Annotated in this window: 17 protein-coding genes; 10 read left to right on the forward strand and 7 right to left on the reverse strand. The window is 66.7% G+C overall.

The genetic code is table 11. From position 1 onward, the window contains the following. Positions 1–142: 142 nt before the first annotated feature. The 6 genes from M1247_RS29040 (at position 143) to M1247_RS29065 (ending at position 5,712) form a co-directional block, all read left to right on the forward strand. A complete protein-coding gene (locus M1247_RS29040; protein ID WP_317159872.1) occupies positions 143–829 on the forward strand; it encodes a response regulator transcription factor in 687 nt (228 codons plus the stop codon). Positions 830–837: 8 nt separating this feature from the next. Next, positions 838–2,313 (forward strand): HAMP domain-containing sensor histidine kinase, encoded by a 1,476-nt coding sequence (locus tag M1247_RS29045; protein WP_317159873.1) that lies wholly within the window; start codon positions 838–840, stop codon positions 2,311–2,313. A 169-nt stretch (positions 2,314–2,482) separates the two neighbouring features. Continuing rightward, positions 2,483–3,796: a S1C family serine protease gene (locus tag M1247_RS29050; RefSeq protein ID WP_317159874.1), complete on the forward strand. Its 1,314-nt coding sequence runs from the start codon at positions 2,483–2,485 to the stop codon at positions 3,794–3,796. An 80-nt stretch (positions 3,797–3,876) separates the two neighbouring features. Next, positions 3,877–4,371, forward strand: coding sequence for a MogA/MoaB family molybdenum cofactor biosynthesis protein (locus M1247_RS29055; protein WP_317159999.1), 495 nt, complete (start codon positions 3,877–3,879; stop codon positions 4,369–4,371). Positions 4,372–4,507: 136 nt separating this feature from the next. Then, positions 4,508–4,666, forward strand: coding sequence for a hypothetical protein (locus M1247_RS29060; protein WP_317159875.1), 159 nt, complete (start codon positions 4,508–4,510; stop codon positions 4,664–4,666). Positions 4,667–5,055: 389 nt separating this feature from the next. Continuing rightward, entirely contained in the window at positions 5,056–5,712 is a 657-nt protein-coding gene (locus M1247_RS29065) for a porin MspA (RefSeq protein ID WP_317159876.1), read from the forward strand. 70 nt (positions 5,713–5,782) lie between these two features. Here M1247_RS29065 and mscL read toward each other — a convergent pair whose 3' ends face one another. The 3 genes from mscL to M1247_RS29080 all read right to left on the reverse strand — a co-directional run bounded on the left by mscL (position 5,783) and on the right by M1247_RS29080 (position 7,365). Then, on the reverse strand, positions 5,783–6,193 hold the full coding sequence (gene mscL / locus M1247_RS29070; RefSeq protein WP_317159877.1) for a large-conductance mechanosensitive channel protein MscL: 411 nt from the start codon (positions 6,191–6,193) through the stop codon (positions 5,783–5,785). A gap of 87 nt (positions 6,194–6,280) precedes the next feature. Further along, complete coding sequence (locus M1247_RS29075; RefSeq protein ID WP_317159878.1) at positions 6,281–6,946, reverse strand: SAF domain-containing protein; 666 nt, start codon at positions 6,944–6,946, stop codon at positions 6,281–6,283. A 74-nt stretch (positions 6,947–7,020) separates the two neighbouring features. Then, a complete protein-coding gene (locus M1247_RS29080; protein WP_317159879.1) occupies positions 7,021–7,365 on the reverse strand; it encodes an FmdB family zinc ribbon protein in 345 nt (114 codons plus the stop codon). 92 nt (positions 7,366–7,457) lie between these two features. Here M1247_RS29080 and M1247_RS29085 point away from each other — a divergent pair, with 92 nt between their 5' ends. The 3 genes from M1247_RS29085 (at position 7,458) to M1247_RS29095 (ending at position 9,701) form a co-directional block, all read left to right on the forward strand. Next, on the forward strand, positions 7,458–8,141 hold the full coding sequence (locus M1247_RS29085; protein WP_410506964.1) for an HNH endonuclease family protein: 684 nt from the start codon (positions 7,458–7,460) through the stop codon (positions 8,139–8,141). Positions 8,142–8,253: 112 nt separating this feature from the next. Further along, positions 8,254–8,898 carry a porin MspA gene (locus tag M1247_RS29090; protein ID WP_317159881.1) on the forward strand — a complete coding sequence of 215 codons (645 nt, stop codon included), beginning with the start codon at positions 8,254–8,256 and terminating at the stop codon, positions 8,896–8,898. A 113-nt stretch (positions 8,899–9,011) separates the two neighbouring features. Then, on the forward strand, positions 9,012–9,701 hold the full coding sequence (locus M1247_RS29095; RefSeq protein ID WP_317159882.1) for a response regulator transcription factor: 690 nt from the start codon (positions 9,012–9,014) through the stop codon (positions 9,699–9,701). On the opposite strand, the gene M1247_RS29100 is transcribed toward M1247_RS29095, so the two are convergent. The 4 genes from M1247_RS29100 to M1247_RS29115 all read right to left on the reverse strand — a co-directional run bounded on the left by M1247_RS29100 (position 9,662) and on the right by M1247_RS29115 (position 14,511). After that, positions 9,662–11,059, reverse strand: a complete 1,398-nt coding sequence (locus M1247_RS29100) for a sensor histidine kinase (protein WP_317159883.1) — start codon at positions 11,057–11,059, stop codon at positions 9,662–9,664. The two genes, M1247_RS29095 and M1247_RS29100, sit on opposite strands and share 40 nt — an antisense overlap. Before the next feature lie 42 nt (positions 11,060–11,101). Continuing rightward, a complete protein-coding gene (locus tag M1247_RS29105; protein WP_317159884.1) occupies positions 11,102–11,986 on the reverse strand; it encodes a universal stress protein in 885 nt (294 codons plus the stop codon). Then, complete coding sequence (locus tag M1247_RS29110) at positions 11,983–13,803, reverse strand: amino acid permease (protein WP_317159885.1); 1,821 nt, start codon at positions 13,801–13,803, stop codon at positions 11,983–11,985. The genes M1247_RS29105 and M1247_RS29110 overlap by 4 nt, the downstream gene beginning before the upstream one ends. Before the next feature lie 108 nt (positions 13,804–13,911). After that, positions 13,912–14,511 carry a 5-formyltetrahydrofolate cyclo-ligase gene (locus M1247_RS29115; RefSeq protein WP_317159886.1) on the reverse strand — a complete coding sequence of 200 codons (600 nt, stop codon included), beginning with the start codon at positions 14,509–14,511 and terminating at the stop codon, positions 13,912–13,914. Positions 14,512–14,538: 27 nt separating this feature from the next. On the opposite strand from M1247_RS29115, the gene M1247_RS29120 reads away from it, so the two are divergent. Then, a complete protein-coding gene (locus M1247_RS29120) occupies positions 14,539–15,468 on the forward strand; it encodes a UTP--glucose-1-phosphate uridylyltransferase (RefSeq protein ID WP_317159887.1) in 930 nt (309 codons plus the stop codon). Positions 15,469–15,506: the final 38 nt, after the last annotated feature.

Below are 15,506 nucleotides of genomic sequence, written 5' to 3' on the forward strand. Positions count from 1 at the left end.
CCGACAAAAGGCGCTATCACATGTGGTAGCGCCTTTTGTCGTGCGCGGACTTCGATGAGTTTTCCGATAAAGCAGAAAACGTTGCGGCAATTTGCGGCGTGCCTCTCAGGCCACTCTCAGATGGCAGGTTGACACTGTGTCTGTGCGCATACTTGTCGTTGACGACGATCGTGCCGTGCGCGAATCACTGCGCCGATCACTTTCATTTAATGGTTATTCAGTTGAGCTTGCCCAGGACGGCGTCGAGGCCCTCGATGCGATCTCCAACGATCGACCCGACGCCGTGGTCCTGGACGTGATGATGCCGCGGCTCGACGGTCTCGAAGTGTGCCGTCAGCTCCGCAGCACGGGTGACGATTTGCCGATCCTCGTGCTGACCGCCCGTGACACGGTCTCCGAGCGGGTCTCGGGGCTCGACGCGGGCGCCGACGATTACCTGCCCAAGCCGTTCGCGCTGGAAGAGTTGCTGGCCCGGCTGCGCGCCCTGCTGCGTCGGACCATCTCCGACGACGGTGCGGACGCGGCGGTGATGTCGTTCACCGACCTGAGCCTGGACCCGGTGACCAGGGAGGTCACGCGCGGGACGCGTCAGATCAGCCTGACCCGCACCGAGTTCTCACTGCTGGAGATGTTGATCGCCAACCCGCGGCGGGTGCTCACCCGTAGCCGCATCCTCGAGGAGGTGTGGGGCTTCGACTTCCCGACCTCCGGCAACGCCCTCGAGGTCTACATCGGGTACCTGCGCCGCAAGACCGAGGCCGAAGGTGAACCGCGGCTCATCCACACCGTGCGCGGCGTCGGCTACGTCTTGCGCGAGACGCCCCCCTGATACCGGAAATGGCACTGAACCCAAACTCCTGGCGGCCGACGACGGCCCTGCCGAACACCAGCTCACTCTCGCTGCGCTGGCGTGTGATGTTGCTTGCGATGTCCATGGTCGCGATGGTCGTGGTCCTGATGGCTGTCGCCGTCTACGCCGTGGTGTCCCGCGCGCTCTACAACGACCTCGACAACCAGCTGCACAGCCGGGCCCGGCTGCTCATCGAAAGCGGTTCACTGGCGGCCGATCCGGGCAAGGCCATCGAGGGCACCGCCTATTCCGATGTCAACGCGATGCTGGTGATCCCGGGCCGCTCCATCTATACGGCCAACCAGCAGGGCCAGATGCTGCCGCTGGGCCAGCCGGAGAAGGACGTGATCTCCGGTGAGCTGCTGATGTCGCTGCGCACCGCCAACCACCAGCGGGTGCTTTCGGTGCACCTGGCCAACGGCAGCTCCCTGCTTCTCGCCAAGAGTCTCGCGCCCACCGGTCAGGTGCTCAAGCGATTGGGCACCGTGCTGCTGATCGTCGGTGGCGTGGGCGTGGCCGTGGCAGCGATGGCAGGTGGTGCCGTCGCCAGGGCCGGTCTGCGGCCGGTGAGGCGCCTCACCGAAGCCGCCGAACGGGTCGCACGCACCGACGATCTGCGGCCCATCCCGGTGCTGGGCAGCGACGAGCTCGGCCGGCTCACCGACGCGTTCAACATGATGCTGCGTGCCCTCGCGGAATCGAGGGACCGGCAGGGCCGGCTTGTCTCCGACGCCGGGCACGAGTTGCGCACCCCGCTGACCTCGCTGCGCACCAACGTCGAACTGCTGATGGCCTCCCAGGAGCCCGGCGCACCGCAGCTGCCCGAGGAAGAGATGGCGGGGCTGCGCGCCGACGTGATCGCCCAGATCGAGGAGCTGTCCACCCTCGTGGGTGATCTCGTGGACCTCACCCGCGACGAGGCAGGCAACATCACCCACGAGCCGGTGGACATGACCGAAGTGGTGGACCGCAGCCTGGAGCGGGTCCGGCGGCGCCGCAACGACATCGAGTTCGACGTCGACGTGATGGGCTGGCAGGTCTTCGGCGATGCCGCCGGGCTGGGCCGGGCCGTGCTGAATCTGCTTGACAATGCAGCGAAATGGAGCCCGCCGGGCGGCCGGGTCGGTGTGCGGCTTCGACAGCTCGATCCGGTGCACGCCGAGTTGGTGGTGTCGGATCACGGCCCGGGCATCCCGCCGCAGGAACGTCGTCTGGTGTTCGAGCGGTTCTACCGCTCGACGGCGGCCAGGGCCATGCCCGGCTCAGGCCTCGGACTCGCGATCGTCCAGCAGGTTGTGCTGAAACACGGTGGCGCACTTCGGGTTGACGAGACGGTGCCCGGTGGCAACCCGCCCGGGGCGTCGGTTCACATGGTGCTGCCCGGGCAGCCGATTTTCGACCACGGCGCACCGCGAAGTCAGGACTTCGACGACGAGCATTCGGTACGTACCGACAAAAGGTGAGACAGTTAGCTCGGGGCTGGGGGAGTCAGGGGAAGTCATGGGTGGTCCAGAAAATTCTCTAAGTGGATTCTCAGCCCACCTGGGCAACCTGAGTGACATGTAGTTCGTTGTGTGAAGTAGCAGCACAACCGCCGACAGCCCCTTCAGAAGAGAAGAGCACCGCAGCGCTATGACGAACCATCCGAGGTACTCCCCGCCGCAGCAGCAGCCGGGCCCCCGACCTGGCGGCACCGCGCCCGGTTACCCCGGTGGACAGCGGCCGGACCCCTACCAGCAGCAGTACGACTGGCGCTACGCCCAGCAGTCTCAGCAGACCCAGCAGGCCTACCGCGCGCCCTACGATCCCTACCGGGTCACGCCGGTCGCGGCGCCGGCGGCAGCCAAGAAACGGTCCAAGGCGGGGGTGGCCGCCGGAGCGCTGGCCGTGGCCGTCGTGTCGGCGGGTATCGGCGGCGGTGTGGCGACCGTGGTGCATCAGGACAATCCACCCGCAGGCAGCACGTTCGGTGGTGCCGCGCCCAGCGTTCCCGCGGCGGCCCTGCCCGCCGGTTCGGTCGAGCAGGTCGCGGCCAAGGTGGTGCCGAGCGTGGTCAAGCTTGAGGTGGATCTGGGCCGGGCCTCCGAAGAGGGCTCGGGCATCATCCTCACCGCCGACGGGCTCATCCTCACCAACAACCACGTCGTGGCGGCCGCCAAAGAAGGACCGGGATCGCCCGGCGGCGCGCAGACCAAGGTGACGTTCTCCAACGGCGTCAGCAAGCCGTTCACCGTGGTGGGTACCGATCCCAGCAGCGATATCGCCGTGGTGCGGGCGCGCGACACCTCCGGGCTGACGCCGATCTCGCTCGGTTCCTCGGCCAATCTGCGGGTCGGTCAGGACGTGGTGGCCGTCGGATCGCCGCTGGGCCTGGAAGGCACCGTCACCACCGGCATCATCAGCGCGTTGAACCGCCCGGTCGCCGCGGGCGGCGACACCCGCAACCAGAACACCGTGCTCGACGCGATCCAGACCGACGCCGCGATCAATCCAGGTAACTCGGGCGGCGCACTGGTCAACATGAACGGTGAACTCGTCGGCATCAACTCCGCGATCGCGACCATGGGTGGAGATTCGCCACAGGCCCAGAGCGGTTCGATCGGCCTCGGCTTCGCGATCCCGGTCGACCAGGCCAAGCGGATTGCCGATGAGCTCGTCCAGAACGGCGTTGCGTCGCACGCGTCGCTCGGTGTGCAGGTCAGCAACGACATCACCAGCGACGGCGCCAAGATTGTCGAGGTCACCAACGGCGGTGCGGCCGCCGCCGCGGGCCTGCCCAGCGGTGTGGTGGTCACCAAAGTCGACGACCGGGTGATCAGTAGCGCCGACGCTCTCGTTGCTGCCGTACGGTCCAAGGCGCCAGGTGACAAAGTGACACTTACCTACCTCGACCAAGTTGGCAAACCTCAGACCGTCGAGGTCACCCTCGGCAAGGCCGAGCAGTGAGCACGCTGACGCCGTCCACGCGGCTGTTCCCGGCGCTGGTGGTCGCACCGCTGTCTCCGGCCACATATACGGTTGCAGGCATGGAGCAACCAGGGGAGTTGGTGGGGCGCGCGCTCGTCATCGTCGTCGACGATCGGACCGCGCATGGCGAGGAGGACCACAGCGGTCCGTTGGTCACCGAACTGTTGGGCGAGGCGGGATTCGTCGTCGACGGTGTCGTGGTCGTCGCAGCCGATGAGGTCGAGATCCGCAACGCGTTGAACACCGCAGTTATCGGCGGCGTGGATCTGGTGGTGTCGGTCGGCGGCACCGGCGTCACCCCGCGCGACGTCACCCCGGAGGCCACCCTGGACATTCTCGATCGCGAGATCCTCGGCATCTCCGAGGCGCTGCGCGCATCGGGTCTGTCGGCCGGCATCGTCGACGCCGGGGTGTCCCGGGGGCTGGCCGGAATTTCGGGCAGCACCCTCGTGGTGAACATCGCCGGATCACGTGCAGCCGTCCGTGACGGCATGGCCACGCTGAACCCGCTGGCCGTGCAGATCATCGGCCAGCTATCAAGCTTGGAGATCTAACCATCACGATTCGGCGGGCGTAGACCCCCGTTTTCGTCGACATGGCGAATGCCGTGCGGGGGCATGCGAGAGGGTTACCAGCAGGTTAACTATCGCGAGCCAGCAGATGTGATCTTAGTCACAAAGGGGAATGCCGATGGCGGACAAGCCCAAGATCTCACGCGATGTAGTTAACAAAATTTTCGGCGAGACGCTCCCGGAGATCACGGCCGACGAACGTGACCCGGCTTCGCCAGAGGACGACGCCGAGCACGACCGTTGGCTGCGGCGCAATATCCCTCCGCATCATGATTGAGTAATGAAGAGGCGATGATCCGGTAAAACGCCTGGTTGCCATTGTGAAATGGCTCATTCCTCGTTAGCAAAGCGAAGTAGGTCACAGCATTGCCCACCGGCTGAATCGGCAGGGCCCGGACCCTCGTGAGCAGATGTTCCCCGTGCCGTAGCAAATGTCAGTCTCTTGATCGCATACGTGGGTGCTCATATGTGCTCGCGTTGCCGGTCTGATGCAGCCCCGTTATGTTCCTCCTGTCAACGATGAGCGAAACGTAAGAGCAACGTGTGAGGTTTTTAATTCGCTTCACACGCGGAGGTCTTGCGGGGTGTGAGGTCCGCTGAGGGCCGGGCACCACCCAATAACTCGGTGGCCCTCAGGGGCTGGCCGGCGACATAGCTAGGGAGAACATGAAGGCAATCAGTCGGGTGCTGATGACGATGGGTTTAGCGGTGGTCACAGCCATCGCGACGCTTTTCGTGGGCGCAGGCACCTCTCATGCAGGTCTGGACAACGAGCTGAGCTTGGTCGATGGTCAGGATCGCACCTTGACCGTTCAGCAGTGGGACACCTTCCTCAATGGTGTGTTCCCCCTGGACCGCAACCGGCTGACCCGTGAGTGGTTCCACTCCGGTCGCGCCAAGTACATCGTCGCCGGACCCGGTGCCGACGAATTCGAAGGCACCCTGGAACTCGGCTACCAGATCGGTTTCCCGTGGTCGCTGGGCGTGGGAATCAACTTCTCCTACACCACCCCGAACATCCTGCTCGACGATGCGAACATCAACCCGCTCTCGAGTGGCTTCAACCCGCTGGGCTCGGTCATCACCCCGAACCTGTTCCCCGGTGTGTCGATCTCGGCTGACCTGGGCAACGGCCCCGGCATCCAGGAAGTCGCCACCTTCTCGGTCGACGTCAAGGGCCCCAACGGCGGCGTGGCAGTGTCAAACGCCCACGGCACCGTGACTGGCGCGGCCGGCGGCGTGCTGCTGCGTCCCTTCGCCCGGCTGATCGCCTCCAGCGGCGACAGCGTCACCACCTACGGCGAGCCCTGGAACATGAACTGAGCGCAACTCCCAGGCAATGAGAACAGCCCCCGGATTTCTCCGGGGGCTGTTCTTTTTTTTCGGGTTCGGTTTACTGCTCGTGCTTGTTGGCGCTGCTGCCGTTGCCTGCGTTGTCGGCCAACAGATCGCGGATCTGGGTCAGCAGCTCGGTCTCGGTGGCGTCCGGCTCAGGGGCCGGGCTGCGGTTGCGCCAGGCGTTGTAGGGCATCACCACGAGGAAGTACACGACCGCCGCGATCAGGATGAAGTTGATGATCGCCGACAGCAGGATGTTCAGGTCGATGGTCTGTCCACCGCCGATGTCGATGCGAAGGACGCCGTAGTCGGATTCCCCGCCGGCGCCGATCCGGCTGATCAGCGGTGTGATGATGCTGTCGGTGAACTTGGTGACGAGAGCGGTGAAGGCGGTACCGATGACCACAGCAACTGCGAGGTCGACGATATTGCCGCGCATCATGAACTCTTTGAACCCTTTTAACATGCGGGGACCCTTCCTGCATTGAGGTTGTGTAGGCCGAACAAGCGAACATTAACCGAGTCGGGCATCCCGCAGCGGGAATCGACGGCCTTAATGCATGACCAGGGTGACGGCCTGGGAAAGGCCCGCACCGGCCACTTCGTTGGCCGAGCGCGCGGGTAGCGCCACCAATGCGACCCGTTCGCTGCCGCTGCCTGCGCCCCTGGGTTTTTCCGATACCAACACCACCACGGCATCGCTGGCAACCACTCGCGGCCGGGGCTGCTGCTGATCGCCGGGTTGATCGTGGGACACGCTCAGCACGTCGACCACGTCGCCGGGCCGGATCATGTCCAGTACGGCGGTGTCGGCCAGTTGCAGCGGCACGATGCGGGCGTCGGGTCCCGCGGCCGACTCAGCGAGCCGTGGGCTGAGCAGACGTACATCGGTGAGCACTTCACCCCGGCGCGCCGGTCCGGCCACCGTCATGCCCAGCAGGGCCGCGATATCGGTCTGCGCACCATCGGGCAGGGTGGCGCTGCTGCGGCTCTCCACGCGGACGTCATCGGCCGACAACTCGATGCCCGGGGTCAGGTCATGGGCGGCGACGATGATCTGCGTGTGCTCACCGCGTGGGTCGGAGCGGACGGCGGCGGCCGCGGCGAGGAGGACCAACCCGGCAGCGGCAGTCCGGCGGGCAGCCACGGTCCGCGACCAGTCGGGCCGCAGCGCAGCAGTCAGCCGGTGCCATGCCGACGGGTTGAGTGATTCGCCCATGGCGTCACGGTAAGCGCCTCAGCGGGCTGAGGATACGGCGTGATCGCCGGGCTGTGGATAACTCGGGGTGAGGTCTAGCTCGACGCCGCGGCGGCCGGGGCGGAACTCGACGAGCTGGAGCTTGAGCTGGAATCGCTCGACGAACTCGACTTCTCAGATGAGGACGAGGACTTCTCAGAGGAAGACTTCTCCGAGGAGGCGGATGTCGTGGACTCCGAGCTCTTCGCCGCGGTCTTACCCGACTCGCGGTTGTCGGTGCGGTAGAAACCGCTGCCCTTGAACACCACTCCCACCGAGCCGAACAGCTTGCGCAGCCGGCCGGCGCACTTGGGGCAGCTGGTCAGCGCGTCATCAGTGAATGCCTGCACTGCGTCGAAACGATCGCCGCACGCCGTGCACGCGTAGGAATAGGTAGGCACGAAAACCTCCGAGTTGGTCAAACCTGTTAGCACTCTACCGGCTCAAGTGCTAGAACCGCTATGTGGGCTCCACCATTCCCGCCCGGCTGGCAATGCTGGTGATTGGGGCGGTGGTGATCGTACTGGCCGTGGCCTGGATGCGGCAGCAGCCGGTATCCCGGCCGACCGGAACCGGCTCGGCGCCGCCCGCCGCGGTGACGGGGACCGCCGGTTTCGCCGACGCCCGCACCCAACTGGCGCAGCTGCCGATCAAGGAATGGGACCGGCACACCGATTACTCCCGCGCCCAGTTCGGCGAACCGTGGACCGACGAAGTCGACGTCGAGTTCGGCCACAACGGCTGCAACACCCGCGACGACATCCTGCGCCGCGACCTCGGCGAGCTGACCGTGCGGCCAGGAACCTGCTACGCAGGCAGCGGCGTCCTGCGTGACCCGTACACCGGCGCGACGATCGCGTTCGTCCGCGGCCCCGACACCTCGGGCGCGGTGCAGATCGATCATCTGGTGTCGCTGTCGGACGCCTGGTATAAGGGTGCACGGCAGTGGGATGCCCAGCGCCGCCGGGACTTCGCCAACGATCCCCGCAACCTGCTGGCGGTGGGCGCAACCCCCAACTTCGACAAGGCCTTCCGTGATGCGGCCGGTTGGTTACCGCCCGACACCGCGTTCCGGTGTGAGTTCGTGGCGCGGCAGGTCGCGGTCAAGGCGGCCTACGGGCTATGGGTGTCGGCCAAGGAGAAGCAGGCGATGGCCGCAGTGCTCGCGGGCTGCTGATCGGCGCACCTGACCTGCATTCTCAGTGATCTCACAGCGGATTTTTGTGACGATTCACCCCTGCTGATCCATGGCGAACAAGCAGCCATGACCCCACACAGCTAGGGAGAAGATGAAAGTCCTCAGTCGTGCACTGATCGCGATGGCCGTGGCGATAGCGACCGTGCTGGCCAGTAGTCCCACCGCGCACGCAGGCCTGGACAATGAGCTGAGCATTGTCGACGGTCAGGACCGGACGATGACCGTCCAGCAGTGGGACACCTTCCTCAATGGTGTGTTCCCCCTGGACCGCAACCGGTTGACCCGGGAGTGGTTCCATTCCGGTCGCGCCAAGTACATCGTGGCCGGCCCTGGTGCCGACGAATTCGAGGGCACACTCGAGCTCGGATACCAGATCGGTTTCCCGTGGTCGCTGGGCGTGGGAATCAACTTCTCCTACACCACCCCGAACATCCTGCTCGACGATGTGAACATCAACCCGCTCTCGTCGGGCTTCGATCCGTTGGGTTCGGTGATCACCCCGAACCTGTTCCCGGGAGTGTCGATCTCGGCTGACCTGGGCAACGGCCCTGGCATCCAGGAAGTCGCGACGTTCTCCGTTGACGTGACGGGTCCGAACGGCGGTGTGGCGGTGTCCAACGCGCACGGCACCGTGACCGGTGCGGCCGGTGGCGTGCTGTTGCGTCCCTTCGCCCGGCTGATCGCCTCGACCGGTGACAGCGTCACCACCTACGGCGAACCCTGGAACATGAACTAGTCCTCCGTGCCGTCGGCGCGTCGCCCACGCTCACCCGTCACTCGCATCGTTGACCTCCCTGTGACGGATCGTGGGGGCGCGCCGGCCCACGCCGTGTTGGACAATTGCCCGTGATGAGAGTTCTGGTCGTCGAGGACGAGCCGCTGCTGGCGGCGACGCTCGGGATGGGGCTGCGCGCCGAAGGGTTCCTCGTCGTCCAGTCCTCCGACGGAGTCGACGGACTGTGGCTGGCCGCCGAGCACAACTTCGACGTCGTGGTCCTCGACATCATGCTTCCCGGGCTGAGCGGCTACGAGGTGCTGCGCCGGCTGCGGGCCAAAGATGTCTGGACGCCGGTGCTGATGCTGACCGCCAAGGACGGGGAGTACGACCAGACCGACGCATTCGACCTCGGTGCCGACGACTACCTCACCAAGCCGTTCTCCTTCCCGATCCTGGTGGCGCGGTTGCGTGCGCTGGCCCGCAGGCCCGCTCAGCACCGGCCGGTCATTCTCGAGGCGGGAACGCTCACGCTGGATCCGGCGCGCCGGGTGGTCGAACGGGACGGCACGACGATCGCGCTGACCCCCAGGGAGTACGGGCTGCTCGAATACCTGATGCGCAACAAGGACACCGTCGTCACGAAAACCGCGATCCTGCAAAATGTCTGGGACGCCCACCACCGCGGCGACGACAACGTGGTGGAGGTCTATGTCGGGTACGTGCGCCGCAAGATCGATATCCCCTTCGGCACCAACACCATCGAGACGGTCCGCGGCATCGGCTACCGGTTGGATTCGGGGGCATACGCCAACGGCAGCTGAACGGTGACCAAGGCCCCGCCGTCGCGTGACTCGCTGATCGACACCGAACCACAGTGCGCCGCAACGATTTCACGCACGATGGGCAGGCCGAGGCCGGCCCCGCCCGAACTGCGGGAGCGGTCCGGGTCGAGCCGGACGAAGCGATCGAACACCCGCTCACGGTCGGCGGCCGCGATGCCGGGGCCGTCGTCGCCGACGGTCAGCACCGCCTCGCCACCGTGGGCGCGCACCGTCACCTCGACGTACGACGCCGCGTGCCGGGCCGCGTTGTCGAACAGGTTGCGCGCGACCCGCGACAGTGCGGCGGCGTCGCCGACGACCCGGGCCGGGGAGATATCGGTCCGCACCCGCAACGCGCAGGCCCGCTCAAGCCGGTCCGCCTCTGCCGCGGCGACATCGTCGAGGTCGACATCGCCGAAGGCCGACCCGGTGGTGAGCCTGCATTCGTCGGCGCGGGCCAGCAGCAGCAGGTCCTCCACGAGGGCCTGCATCCGGTGTGCCTCGGAGATCACCGTGGAGGCTGCGACTTGCTGGTCGAGTTCGGGATGCGCGGCGGTGACCTCCAGCGCGGAGATGATGGTGGTGAGCGGGCTGCGCAGCTCATGGGAAGCGTCGCCGACGAACCGCTGCTGCGCGGTGTGGCCCTCCTCGATCCGGGCCAGCATTTCGTTCATCGTGGCGGCCAGGGCCGCGATCTCGTCGCGGCTGTTCGGTACCGGCACCCGTTCGGTCAGATCGGACGTGCTGATGTCGGCGACACGGGACCGGATCGCGTCGACCGATCGCATGGACCGCCGCACCAGCAGATAGGTGGCTGCCGCCGACACCGCGACCACGACGGGCGCCGCGATCGCGAGCGCGATTATCACAGTCTTCACCGTCGAGGCCACCAGCCGGCTGCCCTCACCGACCAGCACGGTGTAGCGTCCGCCGACCCCGTCGACCGTCTGCGCGCTGAACCGGATAGGTCCGAAAGGTGAAGCGTGTTCGGGCATCCCGATGTGCAGCCCGTCACCGACCTCACCGACCGGCACCAGCGGCGTCGGGGGCGCCGACGATGAACGTTGCACCACGGTGCCGTCGGCGCTGATCACCTGGACCGCGACGATCCGCTCATCGGTGGCCAGCAGACCCGGATCGAGCCGGCCGGGCGCCGTTGAGGTCAGCGCGGTCCCCACATCGAAGACACGGGCGGCGGCCGCGGTGTCGACGCCGGACAACATCGAGCGGTACATCACGGTGGCCAGACCTGCCGCGGCCAGCATCAGCGTGACGAGCACGACCGTCGCCGCGACGACGGCCGAACGGACCGAGATGCCCCACGCCATCGGTGAACCAGCGGTCGATACGTTCGGCATAACCGCCCAAGTTCACCACATTCCGGCGGCCCGGCGCCGGTGCTACCCCTGGTACCGCGGCACGATCATCACCGGCACCGGGGCGTGTCGCAGGATTCTGCCCGCGGCCGAGCCGAGGAACACCTGTGCGGCCTGCGCGGCTGCACCCGAGCCGAGCAGCAGCATGTCCCTGGTGTCCCACTGCACGCTCTCGACGGCTTCGTTCCAGTCGTGGCCGCTGCCGATCGCCACGTCGACATCGGGCACCGCTGTGCGCGCGCGAATCTCGGTGAGCTGCTTGACGATGTCGTCATGGGTGCGGCGGGCCCACTGCTGCACCACCAGATCCTCGGCGGTCGATTCGATGGTGCCGCGGAAGGCTGCCACATTGCGCACCGTGAACGACACGATGCGCAGCGTCGCCGACCATTTCCCGGCCAGTGCCGCCGCCGCCGGGATGAGTCCGTTGACGTCGGCCTCACCGCCGTAGGCCGCGGTGAGCCGCCGGATGCGGCCGGAGTTCTGCGCGTAGCCGCGGGGCGCGATCGCGACCGGCAACTGCGCGGTGTGCACCAGCCGCTCGGTCACGCTGCCGAGCGCCACCCGGCCCAACAGCCCGGCCGAAGACGACCCCACCGCAACGAGGCTCGCCCGATTGGTCTCCGCCAGTTCCAGCAGACCCGTTGGTATCGACGTGGATTGGTGGACCACCTGGGCGATCTCCACATCGCGGGGCAACAGGTCCACCGCGCGCTCGAGTGCCTCGGTGGCCTGCGCGGTGACGTGACCCAGGTACTGCTCCTCGACGCCGTCGAGCCGGGGTGGCCACGGACGTTCCACGACCGCGGTCGCCACCACTTTCTCTCCGGTCGCCCGCGCGATCTGCGTCGCCAGGTGCAGCGGTGCGCTGCTGTGCCTGCTCGCACTGAATGCGGCCAGGATGGTCATTGCGCGGGTTCCCCGGACCGCAGCCGCGAGACCACGTGGGTCACCGGCACCTGATAATCGGCGCGGGCGCGGTCGACGACATCGAAGCGCTCCCACACCGAATCTTCCGGCGGCAGCGTCGAAATCACGATCTGATCCGGGTGGAACGTGTTCACCGCGGCGGCCAGCGCACGCAGCGGCCGGTAATCGCCGAGCTCCCCGTCGGCGACCAGGTTGTCCGACCGGAGCGTGGTCAGCGTGCTGTCGAGGCGTTGCTGCGCAGCTTGTTTGGTGGCTTCGGAGATGTCCAGCGGGCCGTGGGTGGCGGCCACGCCGGTGTCGATCGGGCTGGCAGGCACCACCACGTGGTAGGTGGCGTCCTTGGCCGCACCGATGGCGCGGAGTTCGTCGAGCAGCTCGTCGGACTCCACGGTCTGGTTGGCCAGCACCAGCACCCGGTGCGGCTGCCCGGTGGCCGCGACCCCGGCCACCTCGGGCCGACGACGGACGAACGACCGGTTGGCCAGGAACAGCAGGATCACCACGCCCCACGACAACAGGCTCAGCACCAGCTGCGAACGCACATCCTTCTGGATGCCCATCTGGACCAGGATGGCGACGATTCCGACCGCGGTGAGGATCGACAGCACCGGGAACAGCCACATCTTCACCTTGAGCTGCGAGTCCGGGGTCCGGTAGCGCAGCACGATCTGGGAGATCGCGATGAGCAGGTAGACGAACAGGATGATCGCGCCGCTGGAGTTCAGCAGGAACGCGAAGATCGTGTCGGGGGAGAACGCGGCGGCGATCACGCACAGGAACCCGATCACCGACGAGGTCAGAATCGCCGCGGCAGGCACCCCGCGCCGGGTGACCGACACCAGCATCGGCGGGGCCTCACGCCGGGCGGCCAGCACGAACAGCATCCGGGACGCGGTGTACATGCCCGAATTCAGGCAACTCAGCACCGCGGTCAGCACCACGGCGTTCATGATGTGGTCCGCGTAGGGGATGCCCATCTCGGTGAAGGCGGCGACGAACGGCGACGCCGCGGCCTGCTCGTTGTTCCACGGCAGGATCGTCACCAGCACGAACGCGGAGCCGACGAAGAACAGCAGGATTCGCACGATCACCGAGTTGGCGGCCTTGGCCACGGCCCGCTCCGGATCCGAGGACTCGGCGGCGGCGATGGTGGCGATCTCGGCGCCGACCATCGAGAAGATCACCGTCACCACACCTACGGTGATGGCCATCGGGCCGAGCGGGAAGAACCCGCCGTGCGCGGTGAGGTTCGAGAAGTCCAGATTCTTGTTCGGCCACCAGCCGACGATGTAGAGCGTGCCCAGCCCGATGAACGCCAGGATCGCGGCCACCTTGATGCCGGCGAACCAGTACTCGAACTCACCGAACGAGGACACCGAGAACAGATTGGTGGCGGTCATTGCGATCAGCAGGAGCAAAGCGGTCAGCCACAGCGGCACATCCACCCAGTACTGGATGATCTTGGCGCCGGCGATCGCCTCGAAGCCGACCACGATCACCCAGAAGTACCAGTACAGCCAGCCGACCGAGAAGCCGGCCCAATTGCCCATGGCGTTTCGCGCATAGTCGGCGAACGACCCGGTGGACGGGTTGGCCACGGCCATCTCGGCCAACATCCGCATCACCATGATGATCAGCACACCGGCCAGCGCGTACGTGATGAAGGCGCCGGGGCCCGTGCCGCCGATCACCACCCCGGAACCGACGAACAGGCCCGCGCCGATGACGCCGCCGATCGCGATCATCCGCAGCTGACGTTGACTCAGCGCCCTCTTCAGTGTTGGTGTTTCACCCATTTCGGTCACAGCCCTTCCGCACGGCGTGATACAGGTCATAAAAAGACAGACCACGAACGCTATGCCTCGTATCGGGCTCAGGTGACCGAATTCAGGTCGAGAATCTGCTCAACCCCCCAGTGCGACGATGCCGTTCGTCGGCGTCAACGCATGCGTCATCCGCACGTCATGCGGTTCTGCCGGCAGCGTGTCGACGAGTTCGTCGTCACGCACGACCGCGACCAACCGGGTGCCGGCAGCCGCGGAGCCCAGCGTGCGGTCGTAAAACCCGGCGCCGCGGCCCAGCCGCGTCCCGGTCCGGTCGACCGCCAGGGCCGGAACCACGATGACCTGCGCCTCGCGGGCCGCGTCGGCAGGCAGCCACGGGGGTGACGGTTCGCGCAATCCGAACTCCGCCGCGATCAGCGCGTCGGGTCGGTACTCGCCCCACTGCAGCGGCAGCGGCACCCCGTCGGCATCGTGGCGGGCTACCGGAAGCAGCACGCGCACACCGAGTTCCAGCAAGGCGTCGAGCAGGGCCGGTGACCCGGGTTCCGAACCCACCGGCACGTAGGCGCAGACGGTGTGAGCTGGCCCGACCAGCGCAGGCAGCCACCGGCACAGGGCCAGGGCCTCGGCGTCGCGCTGCTGCCGGGGTAACGCGCGGCGCGCCCGCACAACTGCGGCGCGCAACTCGGTCTTGGTCGGTGGGGCCACGAACTCCACCATTTCAGAATGGACGTTAATGTGTGAACGATGACCACAGCTCCAAAGGCACCATTCGTGCCCATTCCGCGCACCGCGGTCGTCCCGGCTGCCGGTCTGGGAACGCGTTTTCTGCCGGCCACCAAGACGGTGCCCAAAGAACTGCTTCCTGTGGTCGACACCCCCGGAATCGAGCTCGTGGCCGCCGAGGCCGCCGACGCAGGCGCCGAGCGGCTGATCATCATCACCTCCGAAGGCAAGGACAGCGTCGTCGCGCACTTCGTCGAGGATCTGGTGCTTGAGGGCACGCTGGAAGCCCGCGGCAAGAAATCGATGCTGGAGAAGGTGCGGCGGGCGCCTGGGCTGATCAAGGTCGAATCCGTGGTCCAGGCAGAGCCGCTGGGGCTCGGTCATGCGGTGAGTTGCGTGGAGGCCAGCCTCGAACCCGACGAGGATGCCATCGCGGTCCTGCTGCCCGACGATCTGGTGCTGCCGACCGGCGTGCTGGAGACGATGTCGCGGGTGCGGGCCAAACGCGGCGGTTCGGTGCTGTGTGCCATCGAGGTGGAGCCCGAAAAGATCAGCGCCTACGGCGTGTTCGATGTGGAGACCGTGCCCGACGCGGACAACCCCAACGTGCTGCGGGTCAAGGGCATGGTGGAGAAGCCCAAGGCTGCCGACGCGCCGTCGCCCTACGCTGCGGCCGGCCGCTACGTGCTGGACCGGGCGATCTTCGACGCCCTGCGTCGGGTTTCGTGTGGTGCGGGCGGGGAAATCCAGCTCACCGATGCCATCGCGTTGCTCATCGAAGAGGGCCATCCGGTGCATGTGGTGGTGCACCGCGGCTCTCGACACGACCTGGGAAATCCCGGCGGCTACCTCAAGGCTGCGGTTGACTTTGCGTTGGAGCGTGACGACTACGGCCCCGAGTTGCGGCAGTGGTTGGTCGAACGACTCGGCCTGGCCGAGCAGGAGAACTAGCACTGTAACCGTGCGCCGGGGCCCGGCAGACGGGAAGA

This window comes from Mycobacterium appelbergii (assembly GCF_032883035.1).
Classification (GTDB): domain Bacteria; phylum Actinomycetota; class Actinomycetes; order Mycobacteriales; family Mycobacteriaceae; genus Mycobacterium; species Mycobacterium appelbergii.

Excerpts from the sequence above, each read along its gene's own strand:
- M1247_RS29045 (WP_317159873.1), top strand. The coding sequence starts at position 838 with ATGGCACTGAACCCAAACTCCTGGCGGCCGACGACGGCCCTGCCGAAC.
- M1247_RS29060 (WP_317159875.1), top strand. The coding sequence starts at position 4,508 with ATGGCGGACAAGCCCAAGATCTCACGCGATGTAGTTAACAAAATTTTC.
- M1247_RS29085 (WP_410506964.1), top strand. The coding sequence starts at position 7,458 with ATGCTGGTGATTGGGGCGGTGGTGATCGTACTGGCCGTGGCCTGGATG.
- M1247_RS29110 (WP_317159885.1), bottom strand. The coding sequence starts at position 13,803 with ATGGGTGAAACACCAACACTGAAGAGGGCGCTGAGTCAACGTCAGCTG.
- M1247_RS29075 (WP_317159878.1), bottom strand. The coding sequence starts at position 6,946 with ATGGGCGAATCACTCAACCCGTCGGCATGGCACCGGCTGACTGCTGCG.
- M1247_RS29115 (WP_317159886.1), bottom strand. The coding sequence starts at position 14,511 with ATGGTGGAGTTCGTGGCCCCACCGACCAAGACCGAGTTGCGCGCCGCA.
- M1247_RS29055 (WP_317159999.1), top strand. The coding sequence starts at position 3,877 with ATGGAGCAACCAGGGGAGTTGGTGGGGCGCGCGCTCGTCATCGTCGTC.
- M1247_RS29090 (WP_317159881.1), top strand. The coding sequence starts at position 8,254 with ATGAAAGTCCTCAGTCGTGCACTGATCGCGATGGCCGTGGCGATAGCG.
- M1247_RS29105 (WP_317159884.1), bottom strand. The coding sequence starts at position 11,986 with ATGACCATCCTGGCCGCATTCAGTGCGAGCAGGCACAGCAGCGCACCG.
- M1247_RS29100 (WP_317159883.1), bottom strand. The coding sequence starts at position 11,059 with ATGCCGAACGTATCGACCGCTGGTTCACCGATGGCGTGGGGCATCTCG.
- M1247_RS29120 (WP_317159887.1), top strand. The coding sequence starts at position 14,539 with ATGACCACAGCTCCAAAGGCACCATTCGTGCCCATTCCGCGCACCGCG.
- M1247_RS29095 (WP_317159882.1), top strand. The coding sequence starts at position 9,012 with ATGAGAGTTCTGGTCGTCGAGGACGAGCCGCTGCTGGCGGCGACGCTC.
- M1247_RS29065 (WP_317159876.1), top strand. The coding sequence starts at position 5,056 with ATGAAGGCAATCAGTCGGGTGCTGATGACGATGGGTTTAGCGGTGGTC.
- mscL (WP_317159877.1), bottom strand. The coding sequence starts at position 6,193 with ATGTTAAAAGGGTTCAAAGAGTTCATGATGCGCGGCAATATCGTCGAC.
- M1247_RS29050 (WP_317159874.1), top strand. The coding sequence starts at position 2,483 with ATGACGAACCATCCGAGGTACTCCCCGCCGCAGCAGCAGCCGGGCCCC.